This window comes from Brevundimonas sp. (assembly GCF_051860745.1).
GTDB lineage: Bacteria > Pseudomonadota > Alphaproteobacteria > Caulobacterales > Caulobacteraceae > Brevundimonas.
In genome coordinates this window covers 1-24408 of the sequence record NZ_JBHYDN010000002.1, presented here as the reverse complement: position 1 = coordinate 24408, position 24408 = coordinate 1, and the positions used below count along the sequence as shown (strand labels likewise).

The window sequence follows — 24408 nt, the reverse complement described above, 5'->3', positions numbered from 1 at the left end:
GCGTTACGCGGGCTTTCCGGATCTGGCGACCGTGGGCAGGCCCTCGGCCTTCCAGGCATTCAGACCACCCTCCAGCACAAACGCTTCCCCGGGGATGCAGGCGGCCAGGCGGGCGCAGTTCATGCCGGTGCGGGCGCCGGAGCGGCACATGTAGATGACATCCCTGTCCGGCTGGACGTCCAGGTCGGCCGCGTCGAAGGCGGACAGCGACTTGACGACGCTGCCGGCGATCCGTTCCTGCGCGACTTCGCCGGGCTCGCGAATGTCGACCAGCACGGCCTTGCCGGACTTGATGCGGGCTGCGACTTCAGCGGCGGAGAGGGGGGTGAGCACGGCCATGATCAGTTTCCTTGAGCGGGAGGGCAATAGATGTCGGCGAGTAAGGCGATGACCTTCAGGGCCGCCGGATCGGCGACGCGGTAGAGAATCGACACGCCCTCGCGCCGGCCGGCGACCAACCCTTCCCCGCGAAGGACCGCGAGGTGTTGCGACAGGGCGGACTGGGACAGGCCCACAAGCGGCAGCAGTTCCCCGACGGCGCGTTCGCCGTCGGCAAGCTGGCACAGGATCATCAGCCGCTTCTCATTCGAGAGCGCCTTCAGAAGCCGGGCCGCCTCGCCGGCGTTGTCTTGAAACTGGTCGAGGGACAGGGTGGAAAGGGTGTTCATGACGCGGAATATATGATGTATTGCTAATTTAGCAACCGCTAATATACTGCGACGAACCAAGGAGCTCCGCATGACCGTCGCCCCCGCCCCTGTGCCGACCGTTGAAGGCTTCTTCGACGCCGCGACCCACACCATCACCTATCTGGTCGCCGACCCGGCGACCGGCGCCGCGGCCGTGATCGACCCCGTGCTCGACTTCGACGCCGCCAGCGGCCGCACCTCGACCGCCTCTCTGGAGCAGGTCCTGGCCCGGATCGCCGAACGCGGCCTGACGCTCGAACGGGTTCTGGAAACCCACGCCCATGCCGACCACCTTACCGGCGCCGACGAGATCCGCCGCCGCACCGGCGCCCCCATCGGCATCGGCAGCCGCATCACCGAGGTGCAGAAGGCCTTCGGCGTCCTGTTCGAAGCCCATGACGTCACCGCCGACGGCGTGGTGTTCGACAGCCTCTATGCCGACGGCGCACGCTTCAACCTGGGCTCGCTGCCGGTCGAGGTGATGCACACGCCCGGCCACACCCCGGCCTGCGTCAGTTACGTCATCGGCGACGCCGCCTTTGTGGGCGACACCCTGTTCATGCCCGACTACGGCACGGCGCGGTGCGACTTCCCAGGCGGCGACGCCCGGACCCTGTATCGCTCGATCCGGCGTATCCTCGCCCTGCCGTCGGAAACGCGGCTCTTCGTCGGCCACGACTATCTGCCCGAGGGCCGCGCGGACTATCGCTGGGAGACGACGGTGGCGGCCGAGGCGGCCGGCAACATCCACATCGGCGGCGGCCGTTCGGAAGACGATTTCGTCTCCCTGCGCGAAGCCCGCGACGCGACCCTTAAGGTGCCGGCGCTGATCCTGCCGTCATTGCAGATCAACATCCGCGCCGGCGCCCTGCCGCCCGCCGAAGCCTCGGGCAAGCGGTTCCTCAAACTGCCGCTGAACGCGATCTAGTTTCAGAGATCGGCCGGCATCGTCCCTGAATTGACCGCGATCCGGCCGATCAGGCCCTTGACGATCAGGTCCACCGCCGTGCCCTCGCGATAGTCGGCGGCGGCGACGAAATTGACCCGGTCCTCCGAGATCAGCCGGTGAATCTTGCGCGTGTCGCGCGGGGTGTTGTCGGGGTCATAGACGGCGATCGAATAGCCGCCCTTGGTGTGCATCATCTTCATTGTTGGCACGTCGGTGTCGCCATCGCCGAGGAAGATCATCCGTTCGAACGGAATCGGGCGCTCGTCATCGGGGATGAAGCGGTTGATCCGCTCGTCATCCCAATGGTTGAACACGCCCTTGTTGATGCGGAACAGATACTGGGTCTTGGTCGTGTAGTTGACGCCGACCGCCGGCCAGATCGCCACATCCTCTGTGTCATAGACGTATTTCGACGCATAGACGTGGCGGAAGGCCTTGGCGATCGGACAGCCCTCGATCATCTCCGTCAGCCCGGCCGAGATGATGTAGTGCTCGATCTCCAGCCCGACCTCGGCGCCGTAGGCGTTCATCCGGTCGAACCAGGACAGGTCCCGCAGGCCTTCGAACAGGGCGACGTCGCGACCGTGATCGCGCAGGGCCTGTTTCGTCACCGGCTGGTTCACCTGTTTGGCGGCGGCCAGCATCATCTGCATATACATCAGGATGCCGTCGCCATCGGCCTTCCGGGTCTCGGGATAGACGCTGTCCCAGAACTGCTGCGGCTTCATCCCGATCGACGGAATGAAGCTGACCTCCTGCATGTTGCCGCGCGCCAGCGTGCCGTCGAAATCGTAGATCAGGGCGGTCTTGAGGGGCTTGGCCATGAGAGGTTCTGGGTTCTGGGGGGTGGGTTCTAGGGGGTAGGGAAAGCGACAGGGCCTGTCAAAGAGCGCGGGCCCGGCATTCCTTCCCCAGAACCTGGAACCTAACCCCTGGAACCTAACAAGAGCTCCGGAGCCGCCGCCACGCCCGCGGCTTCCAGTGGAAGGTGCAGGATGAAGGTCGCGCCCTTGCCGGGTTCGCTCTCCACCTCGGCCCAGCCGCCGTGCAGTTCGACAAGGGCCTTGACCAGGGCCAGGCCAACCCCTGGCCCGCCGCGCTCGCGCCGCACGAACCGGTCAAAGACATGGGCCTGCAGGTGGTAGGGAATGCCGCGCCCGGTGTCCTCGACGCGGATGCGGACTTCCGATGACGTGGCCTCGGCGGCCAGGACCACGGACCCGCCCTCCGACACCGCCCGCGCGGCGTGGTCCAGCAGATGATCCAGCGCCTGACCGACCCGCTGGGCGTCGGCGCGGATGGGCCGCAGGCCGTTGGGGCAGTCGACCTTCAGGCTGGCCCCGCGCGCCTCGATCCGGGCCGAGACCCCTTCGGCGGCCGTGTCCAGCAGGTCGCGCACCCGCACGTCGCCGAGCTGCAGCTCCATCTCGCCGGCGTCGATCTGGGCCATGTCCAGCACATCGTCGATCGAGCTGGCCAGCTGGCTGGCGGCGATGCGGATAGCGCCGGCATGCTGGCGGCTGCGCTCGGGCAGGTCAGCCTGCATCTCCAGCAGTTCGGAATAGCCGACGATGGTGGTCAGGGGGGTGCGCAGTTCATACGACACGCTGCCCACGAACTCGCGCTTCAGCGCCGTGGATTCCTCCAGCGCCTGGGCCTTGGCCGCCAGCGCCTGTTCGAGGCCGCGCCGGGCCGTCACGTCGGAAAAGGCCACCAGGGTGGCGCCGTCGGGCAGGGGCCGGGTCTGCCAGGAGGCGATGCGACCGTCGGTGGTCTTGCCCTCGCCGGCGATCGGCACCCGGCTTTCGGGATCAGGGTCGGCGACCCGCGCTTTCAGCCCCAGCCACAGGGCCGGATCGGGCATGGTCGACTGGCACAGGGCCGCGACCGCGTCGAAATCCCCCGCCGCGTCCAGCGCCTCGCCGGTCACGCCCCAGAAGGCGTCGAAGGCCTCATTGTGCAGCCGCAGACGCCCGTCCGAGCCGAACACGGCCACGGCGTCATTGAGCTTGTCCAGCGTCGCGGTCTGGACCTGGATCTGGGCGTTGAACCGGCTGCGCAGCTTCAGCTCGTCGGTGATGTCCGAGAACAGCAGCAACACCCCGCCCAGCGGGTGCGGCTGGCGCACCACCCGCAGCGTCCTGCCGTCCGGCAGGGACCAGCTATCGTCCGGCGCGGCCGCCGAGGCGCCGTAGAAGTCCAGCTCATTGGCCTTCCAGCCGGCGTAGTCGATGACTTCGGGCAGCAGGCGGCGCTGGCGTAGCCGGTCCAGCAGCTCGGCATGGGTCGGTCGCTCATCCAGCCAGGCCGGATCGATGTTGAACAGGGTCTGGAAGGCGGTGTTGTGGAAGGCCAGTCGCTTGGACGGACCGAAGATGGCGACCGCATCGGCCAGATGGTTCAGCGTCTCGTCATGGGCCTCGACGTGGCGGCGCAGGGTGTCGCGCGTCTCTTCCGCCTCGGTCATGTCCAGCGCAAAGGCCAGCACCGCGCCCGCCCCGCCCTGAACCGGCTCGGCCACGATCCGCCACGCCCGCCGCCGTCCGCCGCCGGTGGTCCAGCGGAAGCCGTCCTGATGCTGATGCGTCCGGCCGGCCTCGGCCACGATGGCGTCGGCGCCCCGGTCGAAGCTCAGCCCCTTTTCGCGCGCCGCCTCGACGCTGTCGGCCTTCATCTCGGTCAGCCAGGCCTTGTTGGCCCAGGCCAGCCGCCCCGCCGCGTCGGTGATCCAGGTCGGGGCCGGATAGGAATCGGCCAGCAACCCCAGGCCGCTCTCCGTCGCCGAGCCGACCAGCCCGAGCCGCGACAGCCTCAGCCAGGCCGCGCCCGCCGAAGACCGGCCCTCGACCGACCAGGCCCCGCCCGAGCCTTCCAGCACGGCGTCGAACGCCTCGCCCTGATCGATAAGGGCGTCCAGCCGCGGTCCCGCCGCCCGCCGCGCGGCGTCCAGCACCACCAGCCCCGGATCGCGCTCATGGTCTTCGTCGTCGGCCAGTTCGCGGGTCAGGGTGTTCCAGGCCTGGGGGGACCCCAGCCGCTTGGTCTGGCCGTCAGGCGTCAGGGCCAGCCGCACATCCTCGAAGGCCGCCAGCGCTCCGTCGCGATCCGCCAGATCGACCAGGGCCGTCGCCAGCTCGGCCTCGGCCACCCGGTTGCGCGCCGCCAGCCGGCCGCGTAGCCGCGCCGCCCAGGCGCTGAGGGCCAGGGCCAGCCCCGCGGCGCCCGCGGTCGCGACATAGGCGATGTCGGCCTCGGCCATGATTTCGTGTCAGCTCCCGCGCCCTGATTCGGTAACCATACCTCAAGAGGGGTTAGGGGCTAGGGACTAGGTTCCAGGGAGAGCCTGGCCCCTCGCTTCCCTGGAACCCAGTCCCTAGAACCTGAAACCTATGCAGTGGACCGACCAAACAGCCCCTTCGCTCGACGACTTCGCCCGGCTTGCGCGCGAGGCGTTCGACGTCCTGCCCGAACCGTTCCGCTCGCTGGCCGGCGAGGTGGTCATTCGCGTCGACGACTTCGCCGCGGAGGAGACGCTGGCGATGATGGAGATGGAGGATCCGTTCGAACTGACCGGCCTCTATCATGGCGTCGACATCGGCCTGCGCGACTCTCTCGGCCCTGCGGCTGAACCCTCGCGCATCTTCCTCTACCGGCGCCCGATCCTCGACGAATGGTGCGAACGCGGCGACGTCGGCCTCAGCGAGATCATCGCCCATGTCCTGATCCACGAAATCGGCCACCATTTCGGCCTCGACGACGACCGGATCGACGTGATTGAGGAAGCCGACGATTGACCCTCTCTCATTGGGATAGGGCTTGAGCGCACGGCGGCGGAGCCGTCGTTCTTGCGCGAAAGGGTGTGGGTCGACCGCCGGGGGGCGGCTGCGCCGCTTCCACCGCTCGACCCTCATCCGGCGCTGCGCGCCACCTTCTCCCATTGGGAGAAGGATCAGGATGTCCGCCTTAAATCCTTCCCGATCTGTGGTATAAGCCGCGCCTCCCTCTCCTGCAGGACTGACCCTTGAGCCTCACGCTCGACCTCTCGCGCACGTCCGCGACCGCCCCGACGGCGCCCGTCAACCTGTCCGGTATGACGCGCACGGGCCTGCGGCAGGCCCTGATCGACGCCGACATCTGCCCGCCCGAAAAGGCGAAGATGCGCGCCTCGCAGGTCTGGGGCTGGATCCACCATTTCGGCGTCACCGACTTCGCCGCCATGAGCAATGTGGCCAGGGACACCCAGGCGAAACTGGCCGCCGCCTTCACCCTCGCCCGCCCCGAAATCGTCGAGCGTCAGGTGTCGAAGGACGGCACCCGCAAATGGCTGATCCGCACCGCCCCCGGCATCGAGATCGAGACCGTCTACATCCCTGATGTGGGCCGTGCGGGGGCGCTGTGCGTCTCGTCCCAGGTCGGCTGCACCCTGAACTGCACCTTCTGCCACACCGGCACCCAGAAGCTGGTCCGCAACCTGACCGCCGCCGAGATCGTGGCCCAGGTCCAGGTCGCGCGCGACGACCTCGAGGAATGGCCGTCGCCCAAGGAAGACCGCCGCCTGTCCAACATCGTCTTCATGGGCATGGGCGAGCCGCTCTACAATCTCGACCATGTCGCAGACGCCATCGACATCATCTCGGACAATGAGGGCATCGCCCTGTCCCGTCGTCGCATCACCGTCTCGACCTCGGGCGTGGTGCCGCAGCTTGACGCCCTGGGCGCCCGCACCCAGGCCATGCTGGCGATCAGCCTGCACGCCACCAACGACGCCCTGCGCGACGTCCTGGTGCCCCTGAACAAGAAATACGACCTGGCCCAGCTGATGGCCGGCATCCGCGCCTATCCGGGCCTCTCCAACGCCCGCCGGGTGACGTTCGAATATGTGATGCTGAAGGGCGTTAATGACAGCCCGGACGAAGCCCGCGCCCTGCTCAAGCTGATCGAGGGTATTCCGGCCAAGGTGAACCTGATCCCGTTCAATCCGTGGCCCGGCACGAACTACGAATGCTCGGACTGGAAGACCATCGAGCGGTTCGCCGCCATCCTCAACAAGGCTGGCTACGCCTCGCCCATCCGCACCCCGCGCGGCCGCGACATCCTCGCCGCCTGCGGGCAGCTGAAGTCCGAGAGCGAGAAGGTGCGGGCCTCGACCCTGCGCAAGACCGGGCAGGCCACGGTGGCGGGAGCCGTCGCGGCCGCCTAACCTCCGGTTACATTCGGACAAGATTCGTGATGAGGTGTGGCGCCGTCGCGCTTGCGGATTGAGGCGAAATCCAGGCAATCGTCGACGGGGCTCTGACAACGGACAATCATGGACTCCTCGTCCCTCACCACCCTGCTCGAAAGCGCCGAGGTTCAGGCCTTTGCGACCGGCTTTCCGACCACCCTGGCGCACCTTGGCGTGACGCTGGCCCTGCTGGCGGTGGGGGCGATCCTCTATGCCCTGTTCACGCCGTGGAAGGAGATCGCCCTGATCCGCGAGGGCAACGCCGCTGCCGCCGTGGCCTTCTCCGGCGTGCTGGTCGGCCTCGCCATTCCGCTTGCGGTCAGCCTCAGCGTCTCGACCTCGCTCAAGGACATCGCCCTGTGGGGCGTCGCCACTGTGGTGTTGCAGCTTCTGGCCTTCCGCATCGTCGACCTGCTGCTGACCGGCCTGCCCCAGCGCATCCGCGAGGGCGAGGTCGCCGCCGCCGTCCTGCTGGTCGGCGCCAAGCTGTCGACCGCGCTGATCCTGGCGGCGGCGCTGACAGGGTAAGTGCGAGGTTCTAGGTTCTAGGGATCAGGTTCTAGGGAGGGCGCGGATGACGGTTCGGTCTTACCGGGACCTCGTAGTCTGGAAGAAGGGGATGGCCCTGGCGGCGTCGGTTTACCGCCTGACGCGGCAGCTGCCCAAGCATGAGGAATATCGAATATCCGGACAGATGATCCGCGCTGCCACGTCGGTGCCGGCGAATATCGCGGAGGGGCATGGTCGCGGGACGAGACGGGACTACGCTCATTTCGTCAGCATCGCGAAAGGCTCCTTGGCGGAGCTTGAGACGTTTCTGCTACTTGTTGCGGAGCTCGACTTGGCTCCATCCACCGCTACCGACCTCGTGTTGGCTCAGGCCGAGGAGGTCGGGCGCATGTTGACCGCCCTGAGAGCACGCCTCGTCTCCAATCCACCCTGTTCCCCAGAACCTAATCCCTAGAACCCAGAACCTGATGCGTATTCCCGACTGGATCATCTACTCGGCAGTGGTCGGCGCGCTCGTCATCTGGTCCCTGCAACTGCGAGAAAACGCAGACGCCCCGCCGGCGCCGCCCCCGCCGGATGAGGTCGAGGGCGCCCTGCTGGGGCCGATCACGCCGTTCGACCCCGCTGTCACCGTCCACGCCCCTGACACTCCCTTCCAGCCGACTTCCGGCACGGCCTTTTCGATCTCGCGTGACGGCCGCTGGGTCACGGCCCGCCATGTGGTTGAGGGCTGCCGGCGTCCGGCCATCCTCGTCGGGGGCGGCCGCGCCGTCGCCGCCGACGTGCGGCTGGCGCCTCGCGCCGACATCGCGGTGTTGCTGACCCAGGGCGGATCGGACGCGGTTCCGGTGATGGCTGCGCACGGCCTGCGCGCCGGACAGCGCGGCTTCCACCCCGGATATCCCCAGGCGCGGGCGGGCGAGGTCGCCTCCCGCCTGCTCGGCCGGGAGACGCTCAGGGTGCGCGGCCGGGGACAGCGCGACGAACCGGTCCTGGCCTGGGCCGAGGTCGGCCGCACCGACGGTCTGGGCGGCACGCTGGCGGGCCTGTCGGGCGCGCCGGTGCTGGACCGCCAGGGCCGCGCCATCGGCGTCACTATCGCCGAAAGCCCGCGCCGGGGCCGGATCTACACCACCTCGCCCGATACCTTTGGCCCGGCCATCCGCGGCGTGCAGAAGGCTGACGAACCCCTGACCGGCCGCCTCGTCACCGTCGACAACTACGGCCTCGTCGCCGACGACCTGCGCCGCGAACTGCGCGTGGCCCAGGTCGTCTGTCTGTCGATCTGACGCCTACCTCAGCCTCACCGAGTCGATGTTCAGGCTCGACAGCGGCACCACATCGATATTCGAATATTTCGCCCGCAGCGCCGTCAGGAAGACCGAGGCGTCGCCGACGATCACCAGACTGGCGCTCGAGGCGGGCAGGTGTTCCGCCGCCGCGGCCCGGATCGCATCCGGGGTCACGCCGTTCACATCGTCGTCGTAGCTGGCCAGGTTGGTCAGGGGCAGGCCGTACAGCGCCAGATTGGCGACCAGACCGCCCAGACCGTCCACCGTCTCCAGCTGACGGCCGAACGAGCCGATCAGGGTCGCCTTGCGTGGCGCCAGTTCGGCCTCGGTGGCGGTGGTCGCTGACAGACGGGCGATTTCGGCCAGGATCAGCTCGGCCACCTCCGGCACGGCGTCATTGCGGGTTTGGGCCGAGGCCGAAAGGATGCCCTCGTCCTCGCGCACGCCGAGGCTCGAGCTGGCCCCGTAGGACAGGCCGCGCTTGATGCGGATCTCCTGATTCAGGCGCGCCGAGAAGCCGCCGCCCATCAGGCTGTTGCCGACCAGAAGCGGGAAATAGTCCTCGTCCGTGCGGGCGATGCCGCGCAGGGCCGCGACCACCGCCGCCTGACCGGCGCCGGGCTGGTCGATGACGATGATGCGCGGCGCCACCAGCGCCCCGGCCGGATCGTCGATCGTTGCCACAGTTCCCGCCGGATCGCGCCAGTCGCCAAAGGCCTGTTCCGCCAGGGCGTAGGCCGCCTCCGGCGTGATGTCGCCCGAGAACACCAGTGTCGCCTGGCTGGGCCGGTAGCGGCCTTCGTGGAAGGCGACCAGATCGTCGCGGGTCAGGCCCGGAATGGTGCCCGGCGTGCCCGAGCCGGGCAGGGCGTAGGGCGCTTCGCCGAACACCGCGCGGGCGGCGGCCAGGTTGGACACCGGCCCCGGCTGCGACAGGGCGACGCGCAGGCCGTTCAGCGTCTGGGTCTTTTCGCGGTCCAGCTCCTCGGCGGCATAGGCCGGGTTGCGCACCACATCGGCCATCAGGGCCATGGTCTGCGGGAAGACATTGGACGGCGAGGAGGCGAAGACATTGGTGAAGTCCGCGCCCGCGCCCGCGCCGATATCCGCGCCCAGTCGCTCGATCTCGGTGGCGATTTCGGGAGCCGAGCGGGTCTGTGTCCCCTGGGTCAGCAGCGAGGCGGTGAAATTGGCTGCGCCCGCCTTGCCTGCCGGGTCGTCAGCCGTGCCGGCGTTGAAGCTCAGCCGGGCCGAGATCAGAGGCAGGCCGGGCTTGCGGGCGACCAGCACCCGCATGCCGTTGGCCAGACGGCGCTCGACCACCTGCGGCGTGGCGGCGTCGACCGCCGGGCCCGGTTGCGGCAGCGGCGTCCGCTGACCTTCAGGCAGCAGGGTCACCGGTTCGCCCGCGGGGGCCAGCGAGGCGAGGGTGATCGGCGCGGTGAACACCTCCTGCACCGGCGAGGCCGGATTCTCGGCGTCAGCCTGCAGATAGCGCATGGCGATGGCGCGGTCGTCGCGCAGGTACTGACGCGCCACCCGCTGCACGTCGGCGACGGTCACGGCCTGGATGTTGGCGACGTCGCGATCCGCGCTGGTCGGATCGCCGGTCATGATCAGGGTGTAGCCCAGCGCGAAGGCCCGGCCGTCGATGGTCTCCAGTCCGCGCAGCGCGCTGGCCACCAGTTCGGTCTTGGCCTCGGCCAGTTCGGCCTCGGTGACCGGTTCGTCGCGCATGCGGGCGACCTCGGCGCGCAGGGCGGTCATGCCCTCGTCCGGCGTATGCCCCGCGCTCATGACGGCCGAGGTGTTCAGCACCCCGACCTGCTGCTGCTGGCTGTTGGACGACGTGGCCGTGGTCGCGATCTGCTGGCGATAGACCAGCGCCTGGTACAGCCGGCTCGACTCCCCGGTCGACAGAATGCCGTCCAGCACGTCCAGCGCCGCCCGGTCGGGGTGGTCATAGGGCACGGTCGGCCAGGTGATCTGCACCATCGGCAGCGGCACGTTGGGACCATGGAAGGTCGCCTCGCGCGCCGTGCCGAAGCTCTCGGGCACATTGTTGACGGGCAGGGCCCGGTCCGGGTTTTCGATGCCGCCGAAATAGCCGTCGATCCAGGCGTCCAACTGGGCCTGGTCGAAATTCCCGGCCACGATCAGATAGGCGTTGTCGGGCCGGTAGAAGGTCTCGTGGAAGCGCAGCACGTCGTCGATGGTGGCGGCGTCCAGATCGGCGATCGAGCCGATGCCCGGGCGACGATACGGGCTGTCCTGATAGATGAAGGCCTGGGAGTGCAGGCGCTGGAACCGGCCATAGGGGGTCGACAGCACGCGCTGGCGGAACTCCTCCTTGACCACGTCGCGCTCGCTCTCGAACGACGCCTCGTCGACGACCAGCGACCCCATCCGCTCGGACTCGGCGAACAGCATCCGCTCCAGATGCTGGGCCGGCACGGTCTCATAGTAGTTGGTCACGTCCAGGCCCGTCGAAGCGTTGTTCGAACCGCCGACGTCCTCGGTCAGCCGGTCGAAAGTCTCCTGCGGCAGGTTCCGCGTCGCCTTGAACATCAGGTGTTCGAACATGTGGGCGAAGCCGGACCGCCCTTCCGGATCGTCCTTGGCCCCGACCTTGTACCAGACCTGGACGGTGACGTTGGACGTGGCCGTGTCGCGCGCCGTGAACACTCTCAGCCCGTTCGGCAGGGTCCGCTCGGCGAAACCTAGCGGGGGAACCACGATGGGGGCGGGTGTCGGCTGAGTTGCCTCCCAGGCTCTTATCGCCTCGCTGGCGCCGGCTGCGGCGGTAACGGCGGCATCCTGGGCGCTGGTGGTGGCGCAGGCGGAAACGCCCAGCATCAGGGCGGCGATCGAGGCGGCGGCGAACAGGCGGGACTTCATGGGGCACGGCTCCGGGACGCCCGGCGCACGCGGGCGGGCGAACCCTAACAGGGCCAAAACCCGGCGCACCTTACGGAGTCGTAATGAGTCCAATTCCCTATTCCGCTCATCCCGGCGAAAGCCGGGACCCAGTCCTGTCCAGCTTGACGCGGTGTTTCAGGATTGAGGCCTGAGGGACCTTTTTATCCGCCGAATCCGCCAAAGCACCGGGTCCCGGCTTTCGCCGGGATGAGCGGAAGATAGAGTATTCAATCCAGTCTGAGCGCGTCCGCCAGCAGTCTCGCTTCGGCAGCGCGGCTGGAGCCGGCGCGCCAGGCCACCACGATCTCGCGGCGCGGGGCCTTGGCCGTGATCGGCCGGACCACGACGCCCGGCAGGTCCGCCAGTCCGGCCCGCACCGCCATCTCGGGCAGGAAGCTGACCCCCAGCCCGGCCGAGACCATCTGCACCAGCGTATGCAGGCTGGTGGCGGCGAAGACATCCTCGCCGCGCGGCGGCTCGATACCGAAGGCCGCCAGGGCGTGGTCGCGCAGACAGTGGCCGTCCTCCAGCAGGATCAGGTCCTCGGCCTTGAGCGAGCCCGCCGGGATCGGCCCCGTCCCCGCCAGCGCATGGCCCACAGGCGCGGCGGCCAGAATCTCGTCGTCGCCTATGCGGGCGTGGTCGATGCCGTGCGAGCTGTAGGGCAGGGCGATCACCGCCGCGTCCAGCTGCCCCGCCTTCAGCCCGGCGATCAGCCGCGGCGTCAGGTCCTCGCGAATGAACAGCCGCAGGGCCGGCCAGGCCGCCTTCACCCCCGGCAGTTTGGTCGGCAGCAGGAAGGGGGCGACGGTCGGAATCACGCCCAGCCGGAACCGCCCGGTCAAGGGCTTGCCCGCATTGCGCGCCGCCTCGACCAGATCCTCGGTTCGGGCCAGCACGTCCTCGCCCCGCCGGACCGCCTCGGCCCCCACGGCGGTCAGCTGGATGTTGCCGCGCGTCCGCTCGACCACGGGCGCGCCGAGAATCTTCTCCAGTTCCTGCACCCCGGCCGACAGGGCCGGCTGGCTGACATGGGCCGCCTCCGCCGCCCGGCTGAACGAGGCGTGTTCGGCCAGGAGCTTGAGATACTGGAGCTGTCGCAGGGTCGGGAGCATGGCCGACATATAGGCGTCCGCTATGGCTTTGGCCAAAGGCAATCAGACGGCTTTATGGGGTCGACGGTGGCGGGTTCATCACAACGGACACAACGAAAGTCACGGCGGACACAACGGGGGCCGGGAAAACGGCCAGGCGGTCATCCAGGGCTTTGATCAATCAAGGCGGCGAAGCCGCGATCTCATCGCCCCGCAAGAAACCGGTCTTGAGGAAAGATCACCTGTCCCGTCGTGTCCGTTGTGCCTTTCGTTGTGCCTGTCGTGATGAACCCTTCAGCCGATCAGGCCGCCGCGGCGCCGAACTCCTCTTTCAGGGTCACGTCGTAGCGGTCGGCGTTCATGACCTTGACCCAGGCCTTGATGAAGTCGCGGACGAATTTCCCGCCCGCATCGGCCGAGGCGTAGACCTCCGACAGGGCCCGCAGCTGCGAGTTGGAGCCGAACACCAGATCGGTGCGAGTCGCCGTCCACCGCGGCTCGCCGGTGAGGCGGTCCGAACCGACGAATGTCTCGTCGCCGCTGTCGTCGACCTGTTTCCAGCCCGTCCGCATGTCCAGCAGATTGACGAAGAAGTCGTTGGTCAGCTGGCCCGGCCGATCGGTCAACACGCCATGCTTCGACGCGCCGTGGTTGGCGCCGATCACCCGCAGCCCGCCGACCAGCACCGTCATCTCCGGCGCCGTCAAGCCCAGCAGCTGCGCCCGGTCGACCAGCAGCTCCTCGGTCGGGACATTGTACCGGACCTGCAGATAGTTGCGGAAGCCGTCGGCCTTGGGCTCAAGCACCGCAAAGCCCTCGACGTCGGTCTGTTCGGCCGAGGCGTCGGTCCGGCCCGGGGTGAAGGGAACCTCCACCGCATGGCCGCCGGCCCTGGCCGCCTTCTCGACTCCCACCGAGCCGCCCAGCACGATCAGGTCCGCGATGGAGACGATGCGCTCGCCGTCGAAGTCGCCCTTGATGGCCTCATAGACCTCCAGCACATGGGCGAGCGCCCGGGGCTGGTTGACGTCCCATGACCGCTGAGGTTCGAGCCGCAGCCGACCGCCGTTGGCGCCGCCGCGGTGGTCGGACCCCCGATAGGTCGCCGCCGCCGCCCATGCCGTCGTGACCAGATCGGCCACCGTCAGGGTTGACGCCGCGATCTGTTCCTTCAGCGCGCTGATGTCCCACGCGGTGAGCGCCGGACCCTTCCGCGCCGGGATCGGGTCCTGCCAGATCAGGTCTTCCTGCGGAACTTCCGGCCCGAGGTAGCGGACCTTCGGCCCCATGTCGCGGTGGCACAGCTTGAACCAGGCGCGGGCGAAGGCGTCGCCGAAATGGGCCGGATCGCCGCGGAACCGCTCCATCACCTTGCGGTATTCGGGGTCGAATTTCATCGCCATGTCGGCGGTGGTCATCATCGTCGGCACGCGCTTGCCCGGCGTGTGCGCGGCCGGGGCCAGGGTGTCGTCCGGATTGCCCACCGGCCGCCACTGTTTGGCGCCGGCCGGACTGCGGACCAGCTCGTACTCGTGGTCCAGCAGCATGTCGAAATAGGTCATGTCCCACTGGATCGGCGTCGGCGTCCAGGCGCCTTCGATGCCCGAGGTGATGGTGTGGTCGCCGATGCCGCTCTCGTGGCTGGAGGTCCAGCCGAGTCCCTGCTGGGCGATGTCCGCCCCCTCGGGCGAGACCCCGACCTTGGAGGCGTCGCCGGCGCCGTGGGCCTTGCCGAAGGTGTGGCCGCCCACCGTCAGGGCCACCGTCTCCTCGTCGTTCATCCCCATGCGGGCGAAGGTCTCGCGGATGTCGCGCGCGGATTGCAGGGCGTCCGGCACGCCGCCAGGGCCCTCGGGGTTCACATAGATCAGTCCCATCTGGATCGCCGCCAGCGGGCTCTCCAGCGCCATCTCCCTGTCGGGCTGGATACGGGTCTCATTGCCCTCCTCGCCGACCCATTTCTCCTCGGTGCCCCAATAGACGTCCTTCTCGGGCTCCCACACGTCGGCCCGGCCGCCGCCGAAGCCGAACACCGGCCCGCCCATGCTCTCGATGGCGACATTGCCGGCCAGGATCATCAGATCGGCCCACGACAGGCTGGCCCCGTATTTCTGCTTGATCGGCCACAGCAGCCGCCGCGCCTTGTCGAGGTTGCCGTTGTCCGGCCAGCTGTTCAGCGGGGCGAACCGCTGCTGCCCCGCGCCCGCGCCGCCGCGCCCGTCGCCGGTGCGATAGGTGCCGGCCGAATGCCACGCCATGCGGATGAAGAAGGGGCCATAGTGGCCATAGTCCGCCGGCCACCACGGCTGGCTGTCGGTCATCAGGGCGGTCAGGTCGCGTTTGACGGCCGCATAGTCCAGCGCCTTGAACGCCTTGGCATAGTTGAAGCCGTCGCCCATCGGATCGCCGGTCCGCCCCTGCTGGTGCAGGATGTCCACGGCCATCTGGTTCGGCCACCAGTCGCGGTTGGTCCGGCCGAGCAGCGATCGCAACGCGGCCTTTTCCTTCTTCGGATCATTGAGGGGGCTGGGTCCGCCCGCGTGTCCGTCCATGGTGTCCTCCTGCGCCTGGGCGCGATTGCGGACAGCCTGGACCGGTAGCGTCGCTAAGGAAAATCGATAAATCCTGTCGCGAGAAGCAGGAAAATCTATGATGATCTACGGTCCCGTCATCCTCGGGCTTGTCCCGAGAACCCATCGTTCAGCGGCCTCGAACCTTAGGTCAGATGGCGTGTCCTGACGATCTGCGAGGCTTCATTTGCCCGTGCGGCGGGTAAATGGGTCCTCGGGACAAGCCCGAGGATGACGGGCTGTGGAGCTTGTTGGGCACGGACCTACGCCACCGCGCCGCCCTCCATCATGAAGGCGTTCAGCTTGTTGCCGTCGGGATCGCGGAAATAGGCGGCGTAGAACGTATCCCCGCGCGGTCCGGGCGGCCCTTCGCAGGTCCCGCCGTGGGCCAGGGCGACTTCGTGCAGCCGGTGGACCTGCTCGCGCGACGCCGCCTCCAGCGCCACCATCACCCCATTGCCGATGCTGGCCGCCTGACCGTCGAACGGCTTGGTCAGCCCGATCCCGGCCCCGCCGCCCGGCGTGCCCCATGCGATCGCCCCCGGCCACTCCATCATCCGCGCCGTCCCCAACTCCGCGGCGATCGCATCATAAAACACCGCCGCCCGCTCCAGGTCGTTGGTGCCCAGCGTCACATAGCCGATCATGTCGAAACCCTCCCTTTGAGCGCTGATCTACGCACGAACAAAACAGGAACTCAAGCCCGTCTCTTCAGGGGCGGGCTCGATGGCTTCACCGCCTTCAGGCGACCCGATTTCGCGTCCTGCAGGATGCTGTTGATCCTGGTCTGCCAGCCTTCGCCCGTCGCCTTGAAGTGGTCCACCACATCCTTGTCGAGCCGGATCGAGACGGGGACTTTCGGATTGTCCGCCGGCGGCCGTCCCGGACCGCGCCGGAACTGTGCGAGGACCGTTTCGGGCAGGACCTCACGACCGCGCCCGGCCTTCTTCATCATCTCCCGGGTCAGCTCCGGGGCGTCGTCCTTGTCCACCACCTGGTTCTCCTTGGCTTGGCGGGTCGCAACTGCGGCCATCATTCGGTGTAACGCTTCAATTCCTTTGGCCGGGCCCGGCGAAGGCTGATCACGCGGATGTCGTCGCCCCGAAGGGTGAAGGTCATCGCAGGCAGCGTCCCGCCGATCATGCCGTAGGCGTTGAAACGGTCTTCGCCGTAGTCGAATCGGGTGTCTGGAACGATCACGGCGTCATCAAGGACCATCTCAAGGGCCGCCGAGAGGGACACGCCGTGTTTGGCGATGTTGGCGGCGTCCTTCTCCGGATCGAACTCGATGGCCATCGGCAATATGTGTATACACATAAAATGTCGGACGTCAATAATTTATGTATGTACGAAAATATCGCGTGGCGTTGCCGCTGCGAAGCTCCCGCCCTACAGCCTGAACGCCGCCATCATCAGCGCATGGCGTTCGGCCATTTTCGCCAGGGCTTCCCAACTCGCGGCGTCGGCCTGGTGATGCGCCTTCTCGGTCTCGCTCGTCGCGCCGCCCGCTCTCGCGATGGCCGCCTCTGATCTCGCCCGGTAGTTCGCAACATCCTTCATGGCCGCCCCACCATACGCCAGGCCGTGGCGGATAGCGCGTTCTATCTATGGTAGAGCTTGTTGCGCCTCGTCCAGCCACCGCATCCGGCAGGCCATGATCGCCGTCTCGCCGAGCCGGTCGACCAGCCGCCAGTTGACCACGGCCCCGATCGGGGCGCCGACGACGGGGATCAGCTGGGCCAGTTTGGCCAGGTCGATATAGTCGCGGTACTCGATCTGGAACCGCCGCCAGTCGTACTCCGTGATCGCCTCGGGCTGATCCACGCCGGCGATCCACCGCTCCAGCTCCGCCAGCGCCCCGGGCCGCCGCTTCGCGCTGGCGAAGGCGAGGTGGAAGATGTGCAGCAGGAACAGCCGCTCGCGCCCGGAGTCGCCATCCGCAGCCCCGCCCCAGCCATAGGCGCCGACGACATCGCCCAGCATCCGCACCTTGATCGCCATCAGGGCCGGAAAGTCCGCCGCCGCCAGCACAAAGCCGCCGGCCCCCGCGATCCCGCCCTCGACGCTGGCGGTGGTGCGGTAGGCCTTGATCCTCGCCCGCGCCCGCAGCTCGCGCGCCGCCAGGGAGCCATCGGCTGTGGGCCGCGTCTGGATCAGGTCAGAGCCGAACAGAATGCCCCTGGTCATCGCCTCGACGCCCGAGGTGATGATGGCATGAACCCGCTCGGGGATGATTTTGTTGATCCGGTCCTGGGACCCGCGCGTCGCCTTGTCCCACAGCCCCGGCGGCTTCAGCACCCTGGCCCGCCACGTCGCGACCTCCGCCCGCACCGTGGTCTCGTCCACGACCGTGATCAGGTCGGACGGCGTGTCCTCGGCGGCGACGAACTCGGGACGGGTTTCGGGCAGGCGGGCCATGGGCGCTCCGATGACGCAGCGTCACGGTTGCAGGCCCGCGCTCGCGGGTCTAGACCCCGCCCGACCGCGGTTCGCAACCGCAAACTTCCATCCTCCCAAGAACCACCCCTCGGAGATGACACCCATGGCTCGCGCGAAGATCGCCCTCATCGGGGCCGGCATGATCGGCGGCACCCTGGCCCATGTGGCCGCGCGCGAAGCGCTGGGCGACATCATCCTGTTCGACATCGCCGAGGGCACCCCCCAGGGCAAGGCGCTGGACATCGCCGAGGCCACCGCCGTCATCGGAACCGACGTCGCCCTCAAGGGCGCGAATGACTATGCCGACATCGCGGGCGCCGACGTCTGCATCGTCACCGCCGGCGTGCCGCGCAAACCGGGCATGAGCCGCGACGACCTGATCGGCATCAATCTGAAGGTCATGAAAGCGGTGGGTGAAGGCATCCGCCAGCACGCCCCGGACGCCTTCGTCATCTGCATCACCAATCCGCTCGACGCCATGGTCTGGGCCCTGCAGCAGTTCTCGGGCCTGCCGAAGGAAAAGGTCGTCGGCATGGCCGGCGTGCTCGACTCGGCGCGGTTTGCGTATTTCCTCGCCGAGAAGACCGGCGTGTCCATCCAGGACATCCACGCCTGGACCCTGGGCGGACACGGCGACGACATGGTGCCGATGGTGCGCCACTCGACTGTCGGCGGCCTGCCCCTGCCCGACGCCGTCAAGGCGGGCCTGCTGTCGCAGGCCGAGCTCGACGCCATCGTAGATCGCACCCGCAAGGGCGGCGGCGAGATCGTCGCCCTGCTCAAGACCGGCTCGGCCTTCTACGCCCCGGCCGAAAGCGCCATCGCCATGGCCCGCTCCTATCTGCTCGACCAGAAGCGCGTCCTGCCCTGCGCCGTCTGGCTGTCGGGCGAATATGGTCTCAAGGACCTCTACGTCGGCGTCCCCGCCATGATCGGCGCCGGCGGCGTGGAGAAGGTGATCGAGTTCACCACCAATGATGACGAGAAGGCGATGTTCGCCAAGTCGGTCGAGTCGGTGCAGGGCCTGATCCAGGCCTGCAAGGACATCGATAGTTCGCTGACGTAATCGCTGCAGCGAGCCGCGAAAAACAGAAGGGCCGCGGAGCGATCCGCGGCCCTTTTTGCTTTCGTCATCCTCCGGCAAGCCGCGCCTTCGCGGCGCAGACCGGGGGACCCAGCGGCGCGCGAGAGCGCGAAGCTGTCGCGGACACCCTGCCTGAACAGATCGCCTTCGGCGCCGCTGGGTCCCCCGGTTTCGCTGCGCTCGCCGGAGGATGACGATAGCTATTGCGCGGGAGCCGCTGTCGCCGGCGCCGTCGCGGCCACCAGGCTCTGCGCAAACGTCCTCAGCAGCTGCAGCCAGACCACTGTCGGTTCCCGCAGCTGCTCGGTTCCGGCGCTGGTCAGGACGACGTCATACTGGACCACCGCGCTCGCCTCGCCGCCCGGAGCGGCCGGGACGAAGAAGGCCTTGAGGAAGCGGTTGTCGCGGTTCCAGGCGTTGATCTGGTCGGCGGTGATCGGCCCCGTGAAGATGGCGCTGTACTGGACGTCGTCGCAAAGGGTCGGGCCGCAGGCGTAGAAGGTCAGGTTCCACGGCAGGGGCTGGTCGGCGATGTGCAGACTGGTCACGCCCTCGCGCAGGACCGGCTCCCCGACCGAGCCGCCGAGACCGGTCAGCCAGGTCCTCGCATCGGCGACCGAGACCCCGTTGGTCGCGACCGCCGCCGGCGGCGGAGTCTGGGCCAGGGCCGCGCCGGGCAGGGCGGCGGCGAGAGCGAGGGCGGCGAACAGAACGGGCAGACGCATGGCGGATCTCCGGGGTCGCAGACGTTAGAGCCATCGGCCCGAGCGGAATTGTGGCGACCATCCTACGCCGTTCGCTCGCGCGCCAGCCAGTCCGCGCTCGCCATTTCATTGAGCCGCGACGCCGTCCGCTCGAATTCGAAGGCCCCGGCCCCCTCGCGATACAGGGCCTCCGGCGCCGCCTCGGCCAGCACCACCAGCCGCGTCCCGGCCTCGTACAGGGCGTCGATCAGGGTCACGAACCGCCGCGCCTCATGGTGGTTGGCCGGTCCCAGCACCGGGACACCCTCGAGGAACAGGGTGTGGAACCGCGCGGCGATGGCCAGGTAGTCCTGCGGCCCCAGCGCCGTTCCGCACAGCTGGCTGAAGGTCGCCCGCGCCAGTCCGCCGTCCGTTCGCTCGATGACCACGTCGCGACCCAGCACCGTCAGCCGGGTCGGCGACTCCTGCTGTTCACCCTTCAGCTGCTCCCACAGGGTCTCGAACCCGATGCGCCGCCCCATGTCGGTCGCCGTGTACCAGACCCGGGTCCCCATCAGCCGGTCCAGCCGCCAGTCGCGCGAGCCCGAGACGCTGACCACCACGCATTTGCGCTCCAGCATGGCGATGAAGGGCAGGAAGAGCTGGCGGTTGATCCCGTTCAGATACAGCTGGTCCGGCGCCCGGTTCGAGGTCACCGCCAGCACCACGCCCCGCTCGAACAGGGCCTCGAACAGCCGGCCCAGGATCATGGCGTCGGCGATGTCGGTGACCTGTAGCTCGTCGAAACACAGCAGCCGCGCCTCGTCGGCGATCAGTTCCGCCACCGGCCTGATGGGATCGTCGCCTTTCGACTGGCCGAACACGGCCTTGCGCGTCTTCGCATCCCCTTCGCGCCACTGGCGGATCAGGTCGTGGACGCGGGCCATGAAGGCGTGGAAATGGGCGCGGGTCTTCCGCGGCTCGGGCGCGCAGGCGCAGAACATGTCCATCAGCAGGGATTTGCCCCGCCCCGGCGGCCCCCACAGATAGACGCCGCGCACCTCGGGGCCCGACCCCAGCAGGCCGCCCATCGGCGCCTTTTTGCGCAGATCTTTCTCCAGCCGTGCCAGGGCGTCGACCACCGGAATCTGCGACGGATCGGGCGTCAGTCGACCGTCGGCCAAACGACGGTCATAAGCGGTGCGTATGCGTGACGGCATCGTTCCCGGGCTTAGCGGCGCCCGCGACCGCTGAAAAGCGATTGCTTCGCGCCCGCGAAGGCCCACATAGGCGTCAACGTCCGGTTCCCGGACATCCACACCACCTGCGCTCAAGCAGCGAGGCTCTCCGGGCCGAGCGTTAGAGCGTTCGAAGGATCAACCCCAATCGCGCTCAAGAAGCGAGCCGCCGCGCGGCGAGCGTTAGCGCAAGGAACAATGTCATGGGTTATCGCGTCGCCGTCGTGGGCGCCACCGGCAATGTCGGCCGGGAGATGCTGAACATCCTCGAGGAACTCGATTTCCCCGTCGAGAAGATGCACGCCGTCGCCTCGCGCAAATCCAAGGGCGTTGAGGTCTCCTGGGGCGACAAGACGATCAAATGCGAGGACATCGAACTGTTCGATTTCTCGACCGTCGACCTGGTGCTGATGAGCGCCGGAAGCGACGCCTCGCGCCTGTGGTCCGAGAAGATCGGCAAGGCCGGCCCCATCGTCATCGACAACTCCTCGGCCTTCCGCATGGACCCGGACGTGCCGCTGATCGTGCCCGAGGTGAACCCGGACGCCATCAAGCTGGCGACGCGGAAGAACATCATCGCCAACCCCAACTGCTCGACCGCCCAGCTGGTCGTCGCCCTCAAGCCCCTGCATGACGCGGCGAAGATCAAGCGCGCTGTGGTCTCGACTTATCAATCGGTCTCGGGCGCCGGCAAGGCGGGCATGGACGAGCTGTGGAACCAGACCAAGGCCATCTACGGCCTCGGCGACGCGCGGCCGAAACTGTTCCCCAAACAGATCGCCTTCAACGTCATCCCCTACATCGGCAGCTTCCTCGACGACGGTTCCACCGACGAGGAAGCCAAGATGTGGAAAGAGACGCACAAGATCCTCGATCCTGACATCAAGCTCACCGTCACCTGCGTGCGCGTGCCCGTCTTCGTCGGCCACTCCGAGTCCGTGAACCTCGAGTTCGACCGCCCCATCTCGCCCGACGAGGCCCGCGCCATCCTGCGCGAGGCCCCCGGCGTCATGGTCATCGATAAGCAGGAGCACGACGGCTACATCACCCCCGTCGACGCCGCCGGCGAACACGCCGTCTATGTCAGCCGCATCCGCAAGGACCCGACCGTCGAGAACGGCCTGTCGCTGTGGATCGTCTCTGACAACCTGCGCAAGGGCGCAGCCCTCAACGCCGTCCAGATCGCCCAACTGCTGGACGAGACGGGGATCATCAAGCCGGCGTCCGGGTATCGAAGCATCACTGTTTAAGGCCTCCCTCTCCCGGCGGGAGAGGGCTTGAGCGCACGCCGGCCGCAGGCCGTCGTCCTTGCGCGAAAGGGTGAGGGGCTACGGCCCCGGGGCGGCTTCGCCGCTCCACCCGACCGACCCTCATCCGGCCCTCCGGGCCACCTTCTCCCAACGGGAGAAGGAAACAGAATGTCCGCCATGGCCCCCGCTTCGTCCGCCACGCCCCGCGCCGCCCTGGTCTCCGCCTTCGGCTGCTATGTCATGTGGGGTTTCATGCCCCTGCTGTTCATGGGGCAGGGCGCGCTCGGTTTCGACTCGCTCGAAATCCTCGCCCACCGCGCCCTTTGGGCCGTGGCCGTCGCCGGCCTGCTGGTGCTGCTGGCGAAGCAGGGCGGTCAGGTCCGCGCCGCCTTCGCCTCGCCCAAAACTCTCGGGTGGTTGATCCTCTCGACGCTGCTGATCGGGGTCAACTGGGGCCTCTATGTCTGGGCCACGACGCATGAGGCCACGCTGGAAGCCAGCCTCGGCTACTACATCAACCCGCTGCTCAACATGGTCGTGGGTCTGTGGCTGTTCCGCGAGAAGATCGACAAATGGGGCTGGGTCGCCATCGGTCTGGCCGCCATCGGCGTGGCCTTCCAGACCGCCGCCCTCGGCCGTCCGCCGTGGATCTCCATCGTCCTGGCCATCAGCTTCGCCAGCTATGGGGTGATCCGCAAACGCGTCCCCATCGACGCCCAGGCCGGCCTGCTGGTCGAATGTCTGTTGCTGGTCCCGTTTGGCCTGGCCTGGGTGCTGTGGCTGCAGCACACCGGCGCCGGCGTGGCATTCGACAGCCCGGTCAATACGCTCTGGGCCCTCGCCAACGGCCCCGCCACCGTCCTGCCGCTGGCCCTGTTCGCCTGGTCGGCCCGGCGCCTGCCGCTGTCGACCATCGGCTTTATCCAGTTCCTCGCCCCGACGCTGCAGTTCGCCGTCGGCGTCTGGGCGGGCGAGGCCCTGACTCCCCTGCGCGTGATCAGCTTCGCCTTCATCTGGGGCGGCGCGGGCGTCTTCGCGGCGGCGGCCCTGTTCCGCCACCGCGCCGCGCGGGAAGCCTTGAAACGGTCGGCGGAACCGGTCTGAAGGTGGCTGGTGACTGGTGGCTGGACGACCTCCTCGGGCGAACCGGCAGCCACCAGCCACCCCTCACAGCCCCCCATACAGCGCCCCGATCAACCGTTGCGCCCGCGGGTCGCCGATCAGATGCGGCGACTGGCGCGTCATCACATAGGCCCCCGACACTCCGGCGTCCGGATCGGCGAAGGCGCAGCTGCCGCCCCAGCCGCAATGGCCCGCCGCCGTCGGGTTGGGCCCGAAGATGTGCAGGCCTTCGTTGCGCATCAGCCCCGCCGCCCAGCTGATGTCGAACGGCACGACCTTGTCGCGGCCGTGGATCCGCTCGCGCAGCATCTGGGCCAGCACCCCCGGCGACAGCACGGTGCGCCCGTCCAGCGCTCCGCCATCGGCGACCACCGCCATGATCCGCGCCAGATCCTTCGCCGTGCCGTGCAGATTGGCCGAGGGCAGCTCCATCGTCCGCCATTCCGCCGAGCCGCGCCCGCCGGGGGCCGAGCCGGTGTCGAGGAAGGCGGCGCGCTTGACCGCATCGATGACGCCCAGGTGCGGCGCCGCCGTCGGCTTCTTCATCTGCGCCACGCGGCCGTGCTCGGCCTCGGGCAGGCCGATCCACAGGTCGAGCCCAAACGGGTCGGCGAAGTCCTCGCGCAGGGCCGCGCCCATGCTCCGCCCGTCGACGAGCCGGAACAGCTCGCCGGCCAGCAGGCCGATGGTGATCGGGTGATAGCCCGACGCCGTCCCCGGCGCCCACATCGGCGCCTGCTCGCACAGCCGCGCCAGCGCCGCGTCGGGGTCGAACCAGATCGTCGGGTCCACGCTCTCCGAGAACCCCGGCAGCCCCGCCTGGTGGCTCATCAGCTGGCCGACCGTGATCCGTTCCTTGCCCGCCTGTCCGAAGGCCGGCCAGTAGCCGGAAACCGCCTTCTCATAGTCCAGCAGCCCCCGCTCGACGCACGTACCGATCATCAAGGCCATCACGGCCTTGCCGGTCGAGAACACCGGCGTCAGCGTCTGCTCATCGAACGGCCGGGTCCGGGCCGCATCGGCCCAGCCGGCCCACAGATCGACCACGACCTCGCCGCCGATACAGACGCTGAACCGCGCCGCCTGCTCGTTCAGCCCCTCGGGCGCCTCGGTGAAATTGGCCGCGAAAGCGTCCTTCACCGCGGCGAAGCGCGGCGGGCAGGAGCCGTGGATCTCGGGGAGGGTGCTCATGGAGAAGTCCTACCTTTCCCACCATCGGCCGTCACCCTCCCCACCCCCTTCGCGCGACCGGGTCACGGTCCGAAAGCGGACGCATTCAATGTCGGCTACGGGTGATGGGGTGGACGCCCCCCGACGGCATCGACGTGCCAGAGTGAGGTGTTGA

Annotated in this window: 24 protein-coding genes; 9 read left to right on the top strand and 15 right to left on the bottom strand. The window is 68.3% G+C overall.

Annotation, left to right across the window (positions count from 1 at the left end; translation table 11 throughout):
• Positions 1-3: 3 nt before the first annotated feature.
• Together ACTIEW_RS02510 and ACTIEW_RS02505 are read right to left on the bottom strand one after the other, a co-directional pair.
• Positions 4-339, bottom strand: a complete 336-nt coding sequence (locus ACTIEW_RS02510; protein WP_439476335.1) for a rhodanese-like domain-containing protein — start codon at positions 337-339, stop codon at positions 4-6.
• A gap of 2 nt (positions 340-341) precedes the next feature.
• The gene (locus ACTIEW_RS02505; protein ID WP_439476334.1) at positions 342-668 is read right to left on the bottom strand and encodes an ArsR/SmtB family transcription factor; all 327 of its coding nucleotides are present in this window, start codon (positions 666-668) and stop codon (positions 342-344) included.
• 70 nt (positions 669-738) lie between these two features.
• On the opposite strand from ACTIEW_RS02505, the gene ACTIEW_RS02500 reads away from it, so the two are divergent.
• On the top strand, positions 739-1617 hold the full coding sequence (locus ACTIEW_RS02500) for an MBL fold metallo-hydrolase (RefSeq protein WP_439476333.1): 879 nt from the start codon (positions 739-741) through the stop codon (positions 1615-1617).
• Positions 1618-1619: 2 nt separating this feature from the next.
• Here the strand turns inward: ACTIEW_RS02500 and ACTIEW_RS02495 are convergent, their stop codons facing one another.
• Together ACTIEW_RS02495 and ACTIEW_RS02490 are read right to left on the bottom strand one after the other, a co-directional pair.
• Complete coding sequence (locus ACTIEW_RS02495; RefSeq protein WP_439476332.1) at positions 1620-2462, bottom strand: HAD family hydrolase; 843 nt, start codon at positions 2460-2462, stop codon at positions 1620-1622.
• A gap of 101 nt (positions 2463-2563) precedes the next feature.
• Positions 2564-4897 (bottom strand): ATP-binding protein, encoded by a 2334-nt coding sequence (locus ACTIEW_RS02490; protein ID WP_439476331.1) that lies wholly within the window; start codon positions 4895-4897, stop codon positions 2564-2566.
• Between the two features lie 130 nt (positions 4898-5027).
• On the opposite strand from ACTIEW_RS02490, the gene ACTIEW_RS02485 reads away from it, so the two are divergent.
• The 5 genes from ACTIEW_RS02485 to ACTIEW_RS02465 all read left to right on the top strand — a co-directional run bounded on the left by ACTIEW_RS02485 (position 5028) and on the right by ACTIEW_RS02465 (position 8661).
• Positions 5028-5432 carry a metallopeptidase family protein gene (locus ACTIEW_RS02485; RefSeq protein ID WP_439476330.1) on the top strand — a complete coding sequence of 135 codons (405 nt, stop codon included), beginning with the start codon at positions 5028-5030 and terminating at the stop codon, positions 5430-5432.
• Between the two features lie 227 nt (positions 5433-5659).
• Positions 5660-6838: a 23S rRNA (adenine(2503)-C(2))-methyltransferase RlmN gene (rlmN, locus tag ACTIEW_RS02480; protein ID WP_439476329.1), complete on the top strand. Its 1179-nt coding sequence runs from the start codon at positions 5660-5662 to the stop codon at positions 6836-6838.
• 108 nt (positions 6839-6946) lie between these two features.
• Positions 6947-7390: a DUF350 domain-containing protein gene (locus ACTIEW_RS02475; RefSeq protein WP_439476328.1), complete on the top strand. Its 444-nt coding sequence runs from the start codon at positions 6947-6949 to the stop codon at positions 7388-7390.
• A 46-nt stretch (positions 7391-7436) separates the two neighbouring features.
• Entirely contained in the window at positions 7437-7826 is a 390-nt protein-coding gene (locus tag ACTIEW_RS02470) for a four helix bundle protein (protein WP_439476327.1), read from the top strand.
• 13 nt (positions 7827-7839) lie between these two features.
• Positions 7840-8661, top strand: coding sequence for a S1 family peptidase (locus tag ACTIEW_RS02465; protein WP_439476326.1), 822 nt, complete (start codon positions 7840-7842; stop codon positions 8659-8661).
• Between the two features lie 3 nt (positions 8662-8664).
• Here the strand turns inward: ACTIEW_RS02465 and ACTIEW_RS02460 are convergent, their stop codons facing one another.
• From ACTIEW_RS02460 to ACTIEW_RS02425, 8 genes are all read right to left on the bottom strand, one after another.
• Positions 8665-11562 (bottom strand): M16 family metallopeptidase, encoded by a 2898-nt coding sequence (locus ACTIEW_RS02460; RefSeq protein WP_439476325.1) that lies wholly within the window; start codon positions 11560-11562, stop codon positions 8665-8667.
• A gap of 248 nt (positions 11563-11810) precedes the next feature.
• A complete protein-coding gene (locus ACTIEW_RS02455) occupies positions 11811-12698 on the bottom strand; it encodes a hydrogen peroxide-inducible genes activator (protein WP_439476694.1) in 888 nt (295 codons plus the stop codon).
• 281 nt (positions 12699-12979) lie between these two features.
• Positions 12980-15229: a catalase/peroxidase HPI gene (gene katG, locus ACTIEW_RS02450; protein ID WP_439476324.1), complete on the bottom strand. Its 2250-nt coding sequence runs from the start codon at positions 15227-15229 to the stop codon at positions 12980-12982.
• Positions 15230-15510: 281 nt separating this feature from the next.
• The gene (locus ACTIEW_RS02445) at positions 15511-15894 is read right to left on the bottom strand and encodes a VOC family protein (RefSeq protein WP_439476323.1); all 384 of its coding nucleotides are present in this window, start codon (positions 15892-15894) and stop codon (positions 15511-15513) included.
• Positions 15895-15944: 50 nt separating this feature from the next.
• On the bottom strand, positions 15945-16283 hold the full coding sequence (locus tag ACTIEW_RS02440; RefSeq protein ID WP_439476322.1) for a BrnA antitoxin family protein: 339 nt from the start codon (positions 16281-16283) through the stop codon (positions 15945-15947).
• Positions 16280-16564, bottom strand: coding sequence for a BrnT family toxin (locus ACTIEW_RS02435; RefSeq protein WP_439476321.1), 285 nt, complete (start codon positions 16562-16564; stop codon positions 16280-16282). The genes ACTIEW_RS02440 and ACTIEW_RS02435 overlap by 4 nt, the downstream gene beginning before the upstream one ends.
• 72 nt (positions 16565-16636) lie before the next feature.
• Positions 16637-16807: a hypothetical protein gene (locus ACTIEW_RS02430; RefSeq protein WP_439476320.1), complete on the bottom strand. Its 171-nt coding sequence runs from the start codon at positions 16805-16807 to the stop codon at positions 16637-16639.
• Between the two features lie 45 nt (positions 16808-16852).
• Entirely contained in the window at positions 16853-17665 is an 813-nt protein-coding gene (locus ACTIEW_RS02425; RefSeq protein ID WP_439476319.1) for an EcsC family protein, read from the bottom strand.
• Positions 17666-17789: 124 nt separating this feature from the next.
• Here ACTIEW_RS02425 and mdh point away from each other — a divergent pair, with 124 nt between their 5' ends.
• Positions 17790-18752: a malate dehydrogenase gene (gene mdh / locus ACTIEW_RS02420; RefSeq protein WP_439476318.1), complete on the top strand. Its 963-nt coding sequence runs from the start codon at positions 17790-17792 to the stop codon at positions 18750-18752.
• 218 nt (positions 18753-18970) lie between these two features.
• Here the strand turns inward: mdh and ACTIEW_RS02415 are convergent, their stop codons facing one another.
• Positions 18971-19495: a hypothetical protein gene (locus tag ACTIEW_RS02415; protein WP_439476317.1), complete on the bottom strand. Its 525-nt coding sequence runs from the start codon at positions 19493-19495 to the stop codon at positions 18971-18973.
• 62 nt (positions 19496-19557) lie between these two features.
• A complete protein-coding gene (zapE, locus tag ACTIEW_RS02410; RefSeq protein WP_439476316.1) occupies positions 19558-20673 on the bottom strand; it encodes a cell division protein ZapE in 1116 nt (371 codons plus the stop codon).
• Positions 20674-20894: 221 nt separating this feature from the next.
• Here zapE and ACTIEW_RS02405 point away from each other — a divergent pair, with 221 nt between their 5' ends.
• Positions 20895-21941: an aspartate-semialdehyde dehydrogenase gene (locus ACTIEW_RS02405; protein ID WP_439476315.1), complete on the top strand. Its 1047-nt coding sequence runs from the start codon at positions 20895-20897 to the stop codon at positions 21939-21941.
• 168 nt (positions 21942-22109) lie between these two features.
• On the top strand, positions 22110-23045 hold the full coding sequence (gene rarD / locus ACTIEW_RS02400; RefSeq protein ID WP_439476314.1) for an EamA family transporter RarD: 936 nt from the start codon (positions 22110-22112) through the stop codon (positions 23043-23045).
• Positions 23046-23108: 63 nt separating this feature from the next.
• Here rarD and ACTIEW_RS02395 read toward each other — a convergent pair whose 3' ends face one another.
• Entirely contained in the window at positions 23109-24254 is a 1146-nt protein-coding gene (locus ACTIEW_RS02395) for a serine hydrolase domain-containing protein (protein WP_439476313.1), read from the bottom strand.
• Positions 24255-24408: the final 154 nt, after the last annotated feature.

Coding starts and splice junctions, on each gene's coding strand:
- ACTIEW_RS02510 (WP_439476335.1), bottom strand. CDS start 339: ATGGCCGTGCTCACCCCCCTCTCCGCCGCTGAAGTCGCAGCCCGCATC.
- ACTIEW_RS02505 (WP_439476334.1), bottom strand. CDS start 668: ATGAACACCCTTTCCACCCTGTCCCTCGACCAGTTTCAAGACAACGCC.
- ACTIEW_RS02500 (WP_439476333.1), top strand. CDS start 739: ATGACCGTCGCCCCCGCCCCTGTGCCGACCGTTGAAGGCTTCTTCGAC.
- ACTIEW_RS02495 (WP_439476332.1), bottom strand. CDS start 2,462: ATGGCCAAGCCCCTCAAGACCGCCCTGATCTACGATTTCGACGGCACG.
- ACTIEW_RS02490 (WP_439476331.1), bottom strand. CDS start 4,897: ATGGCCGAGGCCGACATCGCCTATGTCGCGACCGCGGGCGCCGCGGGG.
- ACTIEW_RS02485 (WP_439476330.1), top strand. CDS start 5,028: ATGCAGTGGACCGACCAAACAGCCCCTTCGCTCGACGACTTCGCCCGG.
- ACTIEW_RS02475 (WP_439476328.1), top strand. CDS start 6,947: ATGGACTCCTCGTCCCTCACCACCCTGCTCGAAAGCGCCGAGGTTCAG.
- ACTIEW_RS02470 (WP_439476327.1), top strand. CDS start 7,437: ATGACGGTTCGGTCTTACCGGGACCTCGTAGTCTGGAAGAAGGGGATG.
- ACTIEW_RS02465 (WP_439476326.1), top strand. CDS start 7,840: ATGCGTATTCCCGACTGGATCATCTACTCGGCAGTGGTCGGCGCGCTC.
- ACTIEW_RS02460 (WP_439476325.1), bottom strand. CDS start 11,562: ATGAAGTCCCGCCTGTTCGCCGCCGCCTCGATCGCCGCCCTGATGCTG.
- ACTIEW_RS02455 (WP_439476694.1), bottom strand. CDS start 12,698: ATGCTCCCGACCCTGCGACAGCTCCAGTATCTCAAGCTCCTGGCCGAA.
- katG (WP_439476324.1), bottom strand. CDS start 15,229: ATGGACGGACACGCGGGCGGACCCAGCCCCCTCAATGATCCGAAGAAG.
- ACTIEW_RS02445 (WP_439476323.1), bottom strand. CDS start 15,894: ATGATCGGCTATGTGACGCTGGGCACCAACGACCTGGAGCGGGCGGCG.
- ACTIEW_RS02440 (WP_439476322.1), bottom strand. CDS start 16,283: ATGATGGCCGCAGTTGCGACCCGCCAAGCCAAGGAGAACCAGGTGGTG.
- ACTIEW_RS02435 (WP_439476321.1), bottom strand. CDS start 16,564: ATGTGTATACACATATTGCCGATGGCCATCGAGTTCGATCCGGAGAAG.
- ACTIEW_RS02430 (WP_439476320.1), bottom strand. CDS start 16,807: ATGAAGGATGTTGCGAACTACCGGGCGAGATCAGAGGCGGCCATCGCG.
- ACTIEW_RS02425 (WP_439476319.1), bottom strand. CDS start 17,665: ATGGCCCGCCTGCCCGAAACCCGTCCCGAGTTCGTCGCCGCCGAGGAC.
- mdh (WP_439476318.1), top strand. CDS start 17,790: ATGGCTCGCGCGAAGATCGCCCTCATCGGGGCCGGCATGATCGGCGGC.
- ACTIEW_RS02415 (WP_439476317.1), bottom strand. CDS start 19,495: ATGCGTCTGCCCGTTCTGTTCGCCGCCCTCGCTCTCGCCGCCGCCCTG.
- zapE (WP_439476316.1), bottom strand. CDS start 20,673: ATGCCGTCACGCATACGCACCGCTTATGACCGTCGTTTGGCCGACGGT.
- ACTIEW_RS02405 (WP_439476315.1), top strand. CDS start 20,895: ATGGGTTATCGCGTCGCCGTCGTGGGCGCCACCGGCAATGTCGGCCGG.
- rarD (WP_439476314.1), top strand. CDS start 22,110: ATGTCCGCCATGGCCCCCGCTTCGTCCGCCACGCCCCGCGCCGCCCTG.
- ACTIEW_RS02395 (WP_439476313.1), bottom strand. CDS start 24,254: ATGAGCACCCTCCCCGAGATCCACGGCTCCTGCCCGCCGCGCTTCGCC.